Source organism: Streptomyces sp. SID5785, from assembly GCF_009870065.1.
Classification (GTDB): domain Bacteria; phylum Actinomycetota; class Actinomycetes; order Streptomycetales; family Streptomycetaceae; genus Streptomyces.
Genome location: NZ_WWIA01000878.1, coordinates 1 through 13,228, shown reverse-complemented (window position 1 = coordinate 13,228; position 13,228 = coordinate 1). Strand labels below are relative to the sequence as shown.

Annotated in this window: 14 protein-coding genes; 11 read left to right on the top strand and 3 right to left on the bottom strand. The window is 71.3% G+C overall.

Annotated elements, in window-relative coordinates:
• The first annotated feature begins 147 nt into the window (after nucleotides 1-147).
• The 8 genes from GTW43_RS28510 to GTW43_RS28475 all read left to right on the top strand — a co-directional run bounded on the left by GTW43_RS28510 (nucleotide 148) and on the right by GTW43_RS28475 (nucleotide 7,093).
• Nucleotides 148-792: an HAD family hydrolase gene (locus GTW43_RS28510; protein ID WP_161304842.1), complete on the top strand. Its 645-nt coding sequence runs from the start codon at nucleotides 148-150 to the stop codon at nucleotides 790-792.
• Between the two features lie 79 nt (nucleotides 793-871).
• The gene (locus GTW43_RS28505) at nucleotides 872-2,107 is read left to right on the top strand and encodes an MFS transporter (protein ID WP_161304841.1); all 1,236 of its coding nucleotides are present in this window, start codon (nucleotides 872-874) and stop codon (nucleotides 2,105-2,107) included.
• The gene (locus tag GTW43_RS28500) at nucleotides 2,058-3,233 is read left to right on the top strand and encodes an acetoin utilization protein AcuC (RefSeq protein WP_161304840.1); all 1,176 of its coding nucleotides are present in this window, start codon (nucleotides 2,058-2,060) and stop codon (nucleotides 3,231-3,233) included. Before GTW43_RS28505 ends, GTW43_RS28500 begins: the two co-directional genes overlap by 50 nt.
• Nucleotides 3,234-3,329: 96 nt before the next feature.
• Nucleotides 3,330-4,145, top strand: coding sequence for a phosphatase (locus GTW43_RS28495; RefSeq protein WP_161304839.1), 816 nt, complete (start codon nucleotides 3,330-3,332; stop codon nucleotides 4,143-4,145).
• Nucleotides 4,146-4,274: 129 nt separating this feature from the next.
• Nucleotides 4,275-4,487, top strand: coding sequence for a helix-turn-helix domain-containing protein (locus tag GTW43_RS28490; protein ID WP_159032723.1), 213 nt, complete (start codon nucleotides 4,275-4,277; stop codon nucleotides 4,485-4,487).
• A 159-nt stretch (nucleotides 4,488-4,646) separates the two neighbouring features.
• Nucleotides 4,647-4,745: an AURKAIP1/COX24 domain-containing protein gene (locus GTW43_RS28485; protein WP_003948845.1), complete on the top strand. Its 99-nt coding sequence runs from the start codon at nucleotides 4,647-4,649 to the stop codon at nucleotides 4,743-4,745.
• Between the two features lie 222 nt (nucleotides 4,746-4,967).
• A complete protein-coding gene (locus GTW43_RS28480; protein ID WP_161304838.1) occupies nucleotides 4,968-6,038 on the top strand; it encodes an NAD-dependent epimerase/dehydratase family protein in 1,071 nt (356 codons plus the stop codon).
• A gap of 14 nt (nucleotides 6,039-6,052) precedes the next feature.
• Nucleotides 6,053-7,093 (top strand): lysophospholipid acyltransferase family protein, encoded by a 1,041-nt coding sequence (locus GTW43_RS28475; protein ID WP_161304837.1) that lies wholly within the window; start codon nucleotides 6,053-6,055, stop codon nucleotides 7,091-7,093.
• Between the two features lie 120 nt (nucleotides 7,094-7,213).
• Here GTW43_RS28475 and GTW43_RS28470 read toward each other — a convergent pair whose 3' ends face one another.
• The 3 genes from GTW43_RS28470 to GTW43_RS28460 form a co-directional block, all read right to left on the bottom strand.
• Nucleotides 7,214-8,440 (bottom strand): DUF5667 domain-containing protein, encoded by a 1,227-nt coding sequence (locus GTW43_RS28470; RefSeq protein WP_161304836.1) that lies wholly within the window; start codon nucleotides 8,438-8,440, stop codon nucleotides 7,214-7,216.
• A gap of 265 nt (nucleotides 8,441-8,705) precedes the next feature.
• Nucleotides 8,706-9,509 carry an ECF subfamily RNA polymerase sigma factor, BldN family gene (locus GTW43_RS28465; RefSeq protein ID WP_161304835.1) on the bottom strand — a complete coding sequence of 268 codons (804 nt, stop codon included), beginning with the start codon at nucleotides 9,507-9,509 and terminating at the stop codon, nucleotides 8,706-8,708.
• A gap of 319 nt (nucleotides 9,510-9,828) precedes the next feature.
• Nucleotides 9,829-10,764, bottom strand: coding sequence for an HAD-IB family hydrolase (locus GTW43_RS28460; protein ID WP_161304834.1), 936 nt, complete (start codon nucleotides 10,762-10,764; stop codon nucleotides 9,829-9,831).
• Nucleotides 10,765-10,872: 108 nt separating this feature from the next.
• On the opposite strand from GTW43_RS28460, the gene GTW43_RS28455 reads away from it, so the two are divergent.
• The 3 genes from GTW43_RS28455 to hemA all read left to right on the top strand — a co-directional run.
• A complete protein-coding gene (locus GTW43_RS28455) occupies nucleotides 10,873-11,202 on the top strand; it encodes a glutaredoxin family protein (protein ID WP_161304833.1) in 330 nt (109 codons plus the stop codon).
• A 343-nt stretch (nucleotides 11,203-11,545) separates the two neighbouring features.
• The gene (locus GTW43_RS28450; protein WP_161304832.1) at nucleotides 11,546-12,346 is read left to right on the top strand and encodes a redox-sensing transcriptional repressor Rex; all 801 of its coding nucleotides are present in this window, start codon (nucleotides 11,546-11,548) and stop codon (nucleotides 12,344-12,346) included.
• Nucleotides 12,343-13,228 (top strand): glutamyl-tRNA reductase (gene hemA / locus GTW43_RS28445; protein ID WP_161304831.1); only part of this gene is annotated, 886 nt, incomplete at its 3' end. The genes GTW43_RS28450 and hemA, both read left to right, overlap by 4 nt.

Here is a 13,228-nt window from a genome sequence, read left to right as displayed (position 1 = left end):
CAGCGCCGATGGTACTGCAGGGGGGACCCTGTGGGAGAGTAGGACGCCGCCGAACTATTTTTGATAGAAGGGAAAGCCCGGACCGGGTACACGGTCCGGGCTTTTCTGCGTTTGGGGGGAATTCCGGAGCGGTCTAGGGTCGGAGCCATGCGCTACGAACTGGTCATCTTCGACAACGACGGCGTACTCGTCGACAGTGAGCCCCTCTCCAACACACTGCTGGCCGGCTATCTCACCGAGTTGGGGCACCCGACCTCGTACGAGGACTCCCTGCGGGACTACATGGGTGCCGCCATGCACCGCGTCCACGACACGATTCTCGAGCGGACCGGACAGCGGCTGCCCGAGGACTTCGACGAGGTGTTCCACGCGCGGGTCTTCGCCGCGTTCGAGCGGGAGCTCCAGGCCGTGGACGGGGCCGTCGAGGTGCTGGACAAGCTGCGGGCGGACGGCGTGCCGTACTGCGTGGCCTCGTCGGGGAGCCACGAGCGGATCCGGGTCGGGCACCGGAAGACGGGGCTCGACGCCTGGTTCGGCGAGGAGCGGGTGTTCAGTTCGCAGGACGTGGGGCGGGGCAAGCCGGCCCCGGACCTGTTCCTGTACGCCGCCGAGCGGATGGGGGTGGCGCCGCAGAGGTGTGCGGTCGTCGAGGACAGTCCGCTCGGGGTACAGGCGGCGCGGGCCGCGGGGATGGACGTGTACGGGTTCACCGCGATGACGCCGGCGGACCGGCTGCGGGACGCGGACGCGCTCTTCGCCGACATGCGGGAACTGCCGGAGCTGCTGGGCTGAGTGCCAGCCGAGGTCACGGTCGTCTCATGGTTTGCAGATCCGTCTACCCACCGGTAGGCGTGCCGCCTACTGTGCGGCCATGACCGACACGACCGGGATCACAGGGGCGCAGCGCCGGGGGCGAAGAGCCCTCGCGTTCAGCTTCTTCGCGCAGGGCGCCGCTTTCGCGCTCCTCGTCACGAGGATTCCCGCGCTGCAGGACCAGTACGGGATCTCGGACGGGCTGCTGCCGGTGTTCCTGGCCGCTGTGCCGATCCTCGCGGGGGCGGGGAGTGTGGCCACCGAGCAGCTGGTGAAGCGGGTGCCGCCCCGTGTGGTGCTGCGGTGGGCGCAGCCGGTGGTGCTGCTGGCGTTGCTCGGGGTGGGGGCCGGTGACGCGATCGCGGAGGTCGCGGTCGCGCTCGGTGTGTTCGGGCTGTCGGTGGGGGCGCTGGACGCCTCGATGAACATGCTCGGGGTGAGTCTGCAGCGGGCGTACGGGCGGAGCATCATGCTCGGGTTCCATGCCGCGTACAGCCTCGGGGGCATCGTGGGGGCCTCGCTGGCCTGGGCCGGGGCGCACTGGGACCTGTCGTTGTTCGTGTCCTATCTGCCTGTCGTGGTCGTGCTGTTGCCGCTGTGTCTGGTGGGGAGCCGGTGGTACGTCGACGGGGGTGTCGAGTCGGAGGTGGGTGCGCCGGCCGGGGCGGGGGACGGCGGGGTCGTCTTCAGGATGCTGTTGCCGCTGTGCCTGGTGATGTCGTTCGCGTACATCGGGGACTCGACGGTCTCCAACTGGAGTGCCAAGTACCTGCAGGACGTGCTGGGCAGTTCGGAGCAGCTGTCGACCGTGCCGTACAACGTCTACATGGTCATGACGCTCGTCGGGCGGGCGGTCGGGGATGTCGGGGTGCGGCGGTTCGGGCCGGTGTTCGTGGTGCGGCTGGGGGCGGTCGTCGCGGCGGGTGGGTTCGGTGTGGTGGCGCTGGCGCCGGGGGCGTGGGTCGGGATGCTCGGGTTCACGCTGCTCGGGCTCGGGTTGTGTGTGATCGTGCCGCAGACGTTCGCGGCGGCCGGGCGGCTGTTCCCGAAGGCGTCGGACGCGGCGGTCGCGCGGCTGAACATCTTCAACTACGTGGGCTTTCTGGTGGGTTCGCCGCTGGTGGGGGCGCTGGGTGACGCGTGGAGCTACCGCGGGGCCATGCTCGTGCCGATGGCGCTGGTGCTCGTGACGCTGGTGTACGCCCCGTCGTTCGGCCGTGGGACGGACCGATACGGTGGCGGGCATGAGCGGCCGCGCGCAGTTGATGTGGGACCCGGCGGTAGCGGGGTATGACTTCGGGACCGGGCATCCGATGGACCCGGTCCGGCTCGACCTGACCCGGAGGCTGGTGGGTGCGTTCGGGCTCGACCGGGAGGTGGAGGTCGTCGCCGCGCAGCGGGCCGGTGAGTCGACGCTGCGGCTCGTGCACCGCGAGGACTACGTGGCGGCGGTGAAGGCGGCGTCGGCCGATCCGGACGCGGCCGACCAGGCGTACGGGCTGGGGACGGTCGACGATCCGGCGTTCGCCGGGATGCACGAGGTGTCGGCGCTCATCGCGGGGCAGTCGGTGGGGGCGGCGGAGGCGGTGTGGCGCGGGGACGCGCTGCACGCGGTGAACTTCGCGGGCGGGCTGCATCATGCGATGCCGGGGGCGGCGTCCGGGTTCTGTGTGTACAACGACGCGGCGCTGGCCGTCGCCCGGCTGCTCGAGCTGGGGGCGGAGCGGGTCGCGTACGTGGATGTGGACGTGCATCACGGGGACGGGGTGCAGGCCGCGTTCTGGGAGGACCCGCGGGTTCTGACGATCTCGCTGCACGAGCACCCGCGGACGCTGTTCCCGCAGACCGGGTGGCCCTACGAGACGGGGGCCGGCGGGGCCGCCGAGGGGTCGGCGGTGAACGTGGCGCTGCCGGCCGGGACGGGGGATGCCGGGTGGTTGCGGGCCTTTCACGCGGTGGTGCCGGAGCTGCTCGCGGAGTTCCGGCCGCAGGTGCTGGTGACGCAGCACGGGGCGGACACGCACTTCGAGGATCCGCTGGCGCATCTGGCGGTGTCGCTGGACGCGCAGCGGGCGGTGCAGGTGGCCTGTCACGGGCTGGCGCACGAGCATGCGGACGGCCGGTGGATCGCGCTGGGCGGTGGCGGGTACGCGGTGGTGGATGTGGTGCCGCGGTCGTGGACGCATCTGGTGGGGATCGCGGCGGGGCGGGAGATCGCCCCGGAGACGGTGATCCCGGACGGGTGGCGGCAGGAGGTGTTCGCGCGGACCCGGCAGCTCGCGCCGCAGCGGATGACGGACGGGCGGTGGCCGGTCGCGTACCGGGAGTGGGAGGCGGGGTACGACCCGGCGGACCGGCTCGACCAGGCGATCGTGGCGACGCGCAAGGCGGCGTTCCCGCTGCGGGGTCTGCTGCCGTAGTGCGCTCCCCGGCGTGCGCCGGGGCGATTACTCCGACTGTGCGGTGTTTGGTGGATCGCGGGGCGGCGGGGTGGTCAATGGGCCAGCATTTCTGGGGTGTTGAGCACCGGCGCGCTGCGTGCGCATCTGTTGGCGGCACGGCTCGCAGGGCCGGTCGCGACCACCCGTGAGCTGAGTCTGCGCAGTTATCGGCTGTTCGCCGCGCGGGATCCGCGGCTGCTGCTGGGTCTTGATCCCGAGTGGGTGTGGGGGGCGCGGGATCTGCTGGCGCTGATGGCCGACAGGTGCGGGGTGTCGGCGGACCCGGGGCACACGTCGGGGTGTGACGTGATCGATCCGGAGCGGACGCTGCTGGCGCTCGACGCGTTCGCGGACCGGTTGGGGCGGGCGGCCGAGGCGCGGGTTCCGGTGCTGTTCGGTACGGGGCATCCGCACCGTTTGCTCGGTTTCTACGCCGCGCTGGCGGACGCCTTGTCGGCGGCGGGGTGCCCTGTTCTCACCCCGGCGCAGGGTCGCAGTGTCGACATAACGACCCGGTTCGGTCTACGCACGTACAACCTCGACTACGTACGGGGCGTCGCGCTGGTGCGGGAACCCGGCGCGCGCCCGCCCGGTGGTGAGACCGGCGCACACACCCACTCGCCGCTGCCGGTTCGGACCGTGCTCGGTGCGCTCGCGGAGGCCGGCGCCCCGCTGCCGGGGCTGGTGGTGGGGGACCACGGCTGGGTCTGCGGTGCAGGTCAGCTGGGGTTCGATGCGATCGGTCTGGCGGACACGGATGATCCCGCGCTGTTCGTGGGTGAGGCCGAGGGGCGGGTGTCCGTCGTCGTTCCGCTTGATGACGCTGTGCGGTCTGATTACTACCGGCCGCTTACTCGCTATGTACTCAATCGGGCGTGTCTGTCACAGTAGGCGCCTGATCGCAGCACCTCTTCCCCACTCGCATCACCCGCCCCTACATTGGGGAGTGAGCACGCAACGACGTTGAGTCACCGGAAGGGGAAGCCGGTGGCCGTCGAGTGCGGAAGGTTCAGGTGTGACATGGCTGCTGGTGAGAGTAGGCCTCTCAACGAGGTGCAGTTCCTGACCGTGGCGGAAGTGGCCTCGGTGATGCGCGTGTCCAAGATGACCGTGTACCGGCTGGTGCACAGCGGTCATCTGCCCGCGATCCGGGTGGGGCGGAGCTTCCGCGTCCCCGAGCAAGCGGTTCACGAGTACCTTCGCGAGTCCTATGTGGGGGTGGAAACGGCCTGACGGGCGGCCTCCGGGGATCCCGGGGAACCCTCGATTTCTAGCTCGGCGCTCGGGCGGGGTAGGCTAGCCCCTCGTAGGTCGTGTGGGCCCCAATTAGCCCCGCACCGAGTGATTGTCCCCGCATTGCGGGGGTTGTCCGAGAAGTGAGCGAGGGTAGTCGTGGGCTCTGTTATCAAGAAGCGCCGTAAGCGGATGGCGAAGAAGAAGCACCGCAAGCTGCTGAAGCGCACCCGCGTGCAGCGTCGCAACAAGAAGTAAGCGACCGCTGCATCAGCGTGCACTGTGGCCCTTTCACCGGACGGTGGAGGGGCCACAGTGCGTTTCCGGGGGCGCCGGGCCGCCGGGGAGGACTGTGGAGGTCGTCACTTGTGGTCACTTCCTGCATCGTCAGGTCATCACAGCGCAACATCGACGCGCTAACGTGACCCGCAGGCCATGCCCGTGGGGCGCGGCGGGCCGGACGGAAGGTAGGCGCTGATCTTGGGCAAGGTCGTGCTCGTGACCGGGGTGGCCCGGCAGCTGGGCGGCCGTTTCGTACGGCGGATCCAGCGGGACCCCGAGGTGGACCGGGTGATCGGGGTGGATGCGGTGCCGCCCGCACACCATCTGGGCGGGGCCGACTTCCTGCAGGCCGACATCCGGCAGCCGGCGATCGCCCGCATGCTGGCCGAGCACTCCGTGGACACGGTCGTGCACCTGGACGTGACGGGCACCCCGCTGGTCAGCGGTGGTCGCGGCGCGGTCAAGGAGACCAACGTCATCGGGACGATGCAGCTGCTCGGTGCCTGCCAGAAGGCGCCGGGCGTGCAGCGGCTGGTGGTGAAGTCCAGTACGAACGTGTACGGCTCCGCCCCGCGCGACCCGGCCGTGTTCACCGAGACGACGCCGCCGAAGTCGCTGCCGAGCGGCGGCTTCGCGAAGGACGCCGTGGAGGTCGAGGGGTATGTGCGCGGGTTCGCCCGGCGCCGCCCGGACGTCGCCGTCTGCGTGCTGCGCTTCGCGAACATCCTGGGGCCGACGGCCGATTCGCCGCTCGCCGAGTATCTGTCGCTGCCGGTGCTGCCGACGGTGTTCGGCTACGACCCGCGGCTCCAGTTCGTGCACGAGGACGACGTGATCGAGGTGCTGCGGATCGCGTCGCACGAGCCGGCCCGGGGCACCCTCAACAGCGGGACGTTCAACGTCGCGGGCGACGGCGTGCTGCTGCTCTCCCAGTGCTCGAGGCGGCTGGGCCGGCCGACCGTGCCGGTGCTGCTGCCCGCGGTGAACTGGGTGGGCGGGGCGCTGCGCACCCTGGGTGTCACGGACTTCTCGCCGGAGCAGATCCGGCTGCTCACGCACGGCCGGGTCGTGTCCACGGTCCAGCTGCGCGAGACACTGGGGTACCGGCCCCGGTACACGACCGCGGAGACGTTCGCGGACTTCGCGGCGGGCCGGGGTCCCGGGCTGCTGCCGCCGCAGGCCCTGGCCGGGGCCGTGGACCGGATCGCGGCGCTGCCTCTGCTCGGCGGCACGCCGGCTGACCACCCTCCGACGCAGAGCGCCAACTGAGGAGCGCAGGAACGATGGCGGACGCCAAGGTCATTCCGTTCGACGACGACCGGTCGCGGGGGTCGGCCTCCAAGGGCGCCGGGCGCCGCAGGGGCACCCCCGGCGCGGGCCGCCGCCGGGGCGAGGGTGCGGCGGTGCGGGAGGTGCAGCCGCTGCCGGTGCCCGAGCCGGCCCGGCCCGAACCGGATCCGGAGCCTGTGATGACGACACCCCGCGGCGGTCTGGAGCGGCGCATCGCGGGCGGGCTGTCCTTCCTGCGGCGACGGCTCACCGGGGACTACGACGTCGACGAGTTCGGCTACGACCCCGAGCTGACCGACCAGGTCCTCATGTCGCTGCTGCGGCCGCTCGCCGAGAAGTACTTCCGCGTCGAGGTGAAGGGCGTGGAGAACATCCCGGCCGAGGGCGGGGCGCTGATCGTCGCCAACCACTCGGGGACGCTGCCGCTGGACGGCCTGATGCTCCAGGTCGCCGTGCACGACCACCACCCGGCCGACCGTCATCTGCGGCTGCTCGCGGCGGACCTGGTCTTCATGCTGCCGGTGGTCAACGAGCTGGCCCGCAAGGCCGGGCACACCCTCGCCTGCGCCGAGGACGCCCAGCGCCTGCTGGAGGGCGGCGAGCTGGTCGGTGTCATGCCCGAGGGCTTCAAGGGGATCGGCAAGCCGTTCAGCGAGCGGTACAAGTTGCAGCGGTTCGGCCGGGGCGGTTTCGTCTCGACGGCGCTGCGCGCGGGCACGCCGATCGTGCCGTGCTCGATCGTCGGGGCGGAGGAGATCTACCCGATGATCGGCAACGCGAAGACGCTGGCCCGGGTGCTGGGTTTCCCGTACTTCCCGGTGACGCCGACGTTTCCGTGGCTGGGTCCGCTCGGGGCGGTGCCGCTGCCGACGAAGTGGACCATCCAGTTCGGTGAGCCGATCGCGACGGACGGGTATCCGGCGGAGGCCGCGGAGGACCCGATGCTGATGTTCAACCTGACGGACCAGGTGCGGGAGCAGATCCAGCACACGCTGTACAAGCTGCTCGTGCAGCGGCGCTCGGTCTTCTTCTGAGCCGGCTCCCTCGTGACGCCCGTGACGCCGACCGTGGGAACCGCGGCCGGGCCATGAGAGGCCGGGCCATGAGAAGGGGCCCGGGGCGAGTGCCCCGGGCCCCTTCTCATGCGCCGTGCGTCAGTCCGCGTCCTCGCCCTCGATGCCGAGGCCGGGCAGCAGGCCCGGCAGCAGCGGGGGCAGGGTCACGTCCGGCTTGGGGGTGCTGCCCGTGCCGCCGGAGCCTGAGTGACCGCCGGACGGTGAGGTGGACGGCTTGTCCTGCGGCGGGTCGAGCAGGCCGCCCGCGGCGCCGCCGAGCAGGCCGTCGTCCTCCTTGCCGGTGCCCGAGCTGGAGGGCTCGGGGCGGGTCGACGTGCCCCCGCTGTGCTCCGGGCTCGACGAGCCGGAGGGCGTGGAGCGGTCGGTGCCGGAGGCGCCGGGGGTGGTGCCGTCCTCGTGGGACGGGCCGGAGGAGGAGCCGTCCCGCTGCGGGGTCTGCGGCAGCAGCGAGCGCAGCGGGCCGACCTCTTCGTCTATGGCGGCGAAGACCGAGCTGACCTCGTCCCGCACGTCGCCGAGCTGGACCGGCAGCTTGTCGCTGAGGGTGCTCCAGCTCTTGCGGTGCGACTCCGTGAACGCGGACAGGGCCTGGATCGGGCCGAGCGAGCCGTCGCGCTTGTACGCGTCGCTGAGCAGGCGGTGGCCCTCGGAGGCGTCGTACCGCATGCCGGACAGGGCGCGGCGCACCTCGCCGACCGACTCGTGGTCCAGCTGTCCGCCGCGGCCGCGGTCCATGAGGCGGCGTGCCTCGCTGAGCCGGGTGGAGGCCTGGTCCAGGTAGATCTGCCCGCGGTCGGAGTCACCGTCGGCCATGCCGAGCTTGATGTCCTCCATGCCGCGCTTCAGCCCGTACAGGTGGTCGCCCGGCAGGGCGTCCGAGCTGGCCGCGGCGACCCCGCTGAAGGCGCCCGCCGCCACGCCGACCGTGAGGCCGCCCGCGGCGATGCCCTTGGACAGGCGGGAGCGGGGGCGGAGCTTGCCGAGCGGAGTGGCGCGGTGGGCCCCCTTGCCCCTGCGCTGCTCCGGTACGGCAGGGCTCGCGCCCTCCTTGAACATGGCCTCCATGGCGGCCACGAGCTGCGCCCGCTGGACCACCTTGACCTCGGGGTCCAGCTCAGGCTTGGGCACATCGCTCAGGCCTTCTGCCAGGGTCAGCAGCCGGTCCTGTCCGGTGTCGGTCCGGTCGTCGCCGGTCCGGTCTGCCGGGTCGTCCGGCTCCCGCGCCGCCGCGTCCCGGTCGGACTGGTCCTCCAGGGCCTGGGCGAAGGCGTTCGCCCGCCGGTGTGCCGATACATTCGCGATCACTGGCGGCACCTCCTCTCGTCATGACGGTCGGCTCTCATGTCGACACCTCAGGGGGTCCTGAGGGTTGCACGTCCGCACCGGCTTGCACACGATCGAGTGAGCGGGGCCGGACCGGACATGACCACAGAGAGCCTGCATCCCGCACAACGAGCGGCTCGGCACTTGGGTTACGCGCGAAAGATGATCCGACCGCGATCCCATCGGGCTTTCACGCAAGGTGAGTTGAGCGTCGCCTTGCGTGAGGGCCGGGCGGGCCGGGGGCGGGTCAGCGGGCGTCGTCGGGCAGCAGCCGGGCCAGGGTGCGGACGGCCCGGTACTGGAGGGTCTTGATCGCGCCCTCGTTCTTGCCCATCACGCGTGCGGTCTCGGCGACGGACAGGCCCTGCAGGAAGCGCAGCGTGACGCACTCCTGCTGCTGCGGATTGAGACGGCGCACGGCGTCGAGCAGCGCCGCGTTGGACAGGGACTCCAGGACGGAGTCCTCGGGGCTGCGCTCCACCTCGTTGGCGTCGAGCATCTCGCCGGTGGTGACCTCGAGGCGGAACCGGCTGGACTTGAAGTGGTCGGCGACCAGGTTGCGGGCGATCGTGACGAGCCACGCGCCGAAGTCGCGGCCCTGCCAGGTGAAGGTGCCGATCCGGCGCAGGGCGCGCAGGAAGGTCTCGCTGGTCAGGTCCTCGGCCGTCGCCTTCCCGCCGACCCGGTAGTAGATGTAGCGGTACACGGTGTCGCTGTACTGGTCGTACAGGCGGCCGAAGGCGTCGGCCTCGCCGGCCTGGGCGCGCTCGACCAGGTCCATCATGCGGGCGCTGTCGCTGTCGGCGGCGGGTCGGCGGGCGGTGGACGTGCCCGAGGCGCCGGCGGCGCCGGAGCGCGCGCGTCTGCCGGCCGTGGCGGCGCCGGTGTTGGCCATGGCGAAGCACGGCCCGGTGGGGCCGGCCGCTGCGGGCACAGCGGCGGCGAGGGCGGGGACGGCGTACGCGGTGGGGACGAAGCCACGCAAACGGTCCAGGACCGTTGCGCGCAGCGTAGCCAGGCCCGAGGCGTCAACCCCGACGTGTGGGTACACGGGACTCCCAGAGGCAGAGCTTCCATCACGTGCAGTGCGGGACCGTTCACCCGTCGTGCTGACGTGTGGGTACCGAAATGCGTCTGAGGAGAATAACGCTTCGTGCAGGGAGCGCTACACCCAGTTGCTCAAATCACCGGTTCCGTCACTTCTGTAGCCGATCGGCGGCGGTTCAAGTACCGGAGAGTGACCGCTTGTTGATCGATTGAGGTCATATTCCGGTGGCGGTGGTGACGCGTTGTGGCCGAGTGGTAGCGGCGTGACTGGCGGGGCCCCGCGCGGGGTAGAGCCCACGGAATCGGGCGCGGAGCCCCCCGGATCAGCGGCGGCGGCGGTGCAGGGCGATGGCTGCGGCGGTGCCGCCCGCGATCGCGCCGACGCCGGCCGCGGCGGGGATGCCGACCTTGGCGGCCTTGCGGCCGGTCCGGTAGTCACGCAGTCGCCAGTCCCGCTCGCGCGCGTACTTGCGCAGTTTGGCGTCGGGATTGATCGCGTAGGGGTGGCCGACGAGCGAGAGCATCGGGATGTCGTTGTGCGAGTCGCTGTAGGCGGCGCAGCGGCCGAGGTCCAGAGACTCGGCCGAGGCGAGTGCCCGGACGGCCTCGGCCTTCGCGGGGCCGTGCAGCGGTTCGCCGACGAGCTTGCCGGTGTAGACGCCGCCGATGGACTCGGCGACGGTGCCCAGGGCGCCGGTCAGGCCGAGCCTGCGGGCGATCACCGTGGCGATCTCCACCGGGGCGGCGGTGACCAGCCAGACCTTCTGGCCCGCGTCGAGGTGGGCCTGGGCGAGGGCGCGGGTGCCGGGCCAGATGCGCTCGGCCATGTACTCGTCGTAGATCTCCTCGCCGATGGACATCAGCTCGGAGACGCGGTGGCCCTTCACGATGGACAGGGCGCTGTCGCGCGCGTCCTGCATGTGCTCGGGGTCCTCGACGCCGGCGAGCCGGAACCACGCCTGCTGCCAGGCGAACCGGGTCAGCTCGCGGCGCTGGAAGAACTTCCGCTTGTACAGGCCCCGGCCGAAGTGGAAGATCGCGGCGCCCTGCATCACCGTGTTGTCCAGGTCGAAGAAGGCGGCGGCCTTGTCGTCGCCGACGACCGGGAACTCCGGTTCCTGTTCGGGCTGTTCCTGCGCCTGCTGTTCCTCCAGTTCCTGCGAGGACTTGCGGGCGGCCTCAGCCGAGGCCTCGCCTGCCAGCACGCTCCGCGCGGTGGCGGAGCGCCTACGGGGTGTGAGCCATCCGAGAGCGGCCATGGCGTGAGCATAGCCAGTTTGTTCGGTGGTTCCGGAGTCGAGGGGATTTCGGGAAGCTGTCGTTCTGTGAAATCCGGTCGTCGCGGTGCGGGCGGGCCCGGGGGGAGAATGGCCGGCATGAGTCCCGTTTTCCGCCGGAGCGACCGGAGCGACCGGAGCGACCGGAGCGCGAAGAGCCGTCGCGAGAAGAAGGACCCGCGGGAGCGGGTCGTCACGCTGATCGGGAAGCCCGGGTGTCATCTGTGTGATGACGCACAGGCCGTGATCGAGAAGGTGTGTGCCGAAGTCGGTGCGTCCTGGGAGAAGAAGGACATTGAGCAGGACGCCGAACTGCACCGTCTCTACTGGGAGCAGATCCCCGTGGTGCTGGTCGACGGGGCGCAGCACGACTTCTGGCGCGTGCAGGAGGAGCGGCTCCGTCGCGCGCTCACCTCGTAGCACAGGGGATGCGGAGCGGACGCCGCGCCCCCGTGCGGTCGCCCACATCACTGACCGACCAGTCCAACTCGCCCCGAAAGTCGCTTAGGATCGGGGGCGGTTTTGGTCTCGGGGGCGTGGATCGTAAGGAAGGTGTGCGGTTTTGCCCCCGACAGGTGTGCGACGAGGCCGCCCGCGCGCCGGTTCCCTCACGGTGTGCGAGGGGCGCGTGACCCCGGTCACGTTGGCCGGGCAAATCGGACACCATCTTTGTGCACGCGTTCACAAAGACATAGCCTGCATTCGACGGGGCGGTCACGGAAGTCTCAGCCGCCCGCAGCCCCGCTCTACCCGCAGGAGCACCGTGGCAACTGGCCGAACTCACCGACCGGCGACCCGCAGCCGAGGAATTCCCGAGGCCACCGTCGCCCGTCTCCCGCTGTACCTCCGAGCCCTCACCGCTCTGTCGGAGCGCTCGGTGCCCACGGTCTCCTCCGAGGAGCTCGCGGCCGCGGCGGGGGTCAACTCCGCGAAGCTGCGCAAGGACTTCTCGTACCTCGGCTCGTACGGCACCCGCGGCGTGGGCTACGACGTCGAGTACCTCGTCTACCAGATCTCCCGCGAGCTGGGCCTCACCCAGGACTGGCCGATCGTCATGGTCGGCATCGGTAACCTCGGCGCGGCGCTCGCCAATTACGGCGGTTTCGCCTCGCGCGGTTTCCGGGTCGCCGCCCTCATCGACGCCGACCCGGCGATGACCGGCAAGTCCGTCGCGGGCATGGCCGTGCAGCACGCCGACGAGCTCGAGAAGATCGTCGACGAGAACGGCGTCTCCATCGGTGTCATCGCGACCCCGGCCGGCGCCGCGCAGCAGGTCTGCGACCGTCTGGTGGCCGCCGGTGTCACCTCGATCCTCAACTTCGCGCCGACCGTGCTGACCGTCCCCGACGGCGTCGACGTGCGCAAGGTCGACCTCTCCATCGAGCTGCAGATCCTCGCCTTCCACGAGCAGCGCAAGGCGGGCGACGCCGCGGACGAGGGCGAGAGCCCCGTCGAGGGCGGCGTCGGTGTCGGCGGCCCGGCCGCCAAGGTCACCGAGCCCGCCCCCGGCAGCAGCGACCGCAAGGGACCCGACGGGGACGTACCCGCCGTGATGCCGGCATGAGTCTTCTCGTCGTCGGGCTCAGTCACCGCAGCGCCCCGGTCAGCGTCCTGGAGCGCGCCGCGCTGAACGCGGACGCCCAGGCGAAGCTGCTGCAGGACACGCTCGCGGCCGAGCCGGCCGCCGAGGCCGCGGTCCTGGCCACCTGCAACCGCATCGAGCTGTACGCGGACGTCGACAAGTTCCACGCCGGTGTCGCCGAGCTGTCCACTCTCCTCGCGCAGCACAGCGGCGTGGGCCTGGACGAGCTCACTCCTTATCTCTACGTGCACTACGAGGACCGGGCGGTGCACCACCTGTTCTCGGTGGCGTGCGGGCTCGACTCGATGGTGGTCGGCGAGGGCCAGATCCTCGGCCAGATCAAGGACACGCTCGCGCGGGCCCAGGACCTGCACTCCGCGGGCAAGCTGCTCAACGACCTGTTCCAGCAGGCGCTGCGGGTCGGCAAGCGGGCCCACTCCGAGACCGGGATCGACCGGGCCGGACAGTCCCTGGTCACCTTCGGCCTGGAGCAGCTCGCCCTCGGGCAGCCCGTCGAGGCCTGGGCGCAGGGCAAGCGCGCACTCGTGATCGGTGCCGGTTCGATGTCGTCGCTCGCCGCGGCCACGCTGGCGCGTGCCGGTGTCGCGGAGGTCGTCGTCGCGAACCGGACGGTCGAGCGCGCCGAGCGCCTGGCGGCCCTGCTCTCGGAGAACTTCGGACCGGGCCCCGCGGGCGCCGGTACCACGGCCCGTGTCGTCCCGATGGACGCGGTGGCCGGCGAGCTGACACGTGCCGACGTCGCGATCTCCTGCACCGGTGCGACCGGGCTGGTCCTGGGCGCCGACGCGGTGCGCGCCGCCGTCGCGGGCCGCACGCCGACCGCCGGTGCCGAGGTGCCCGCCC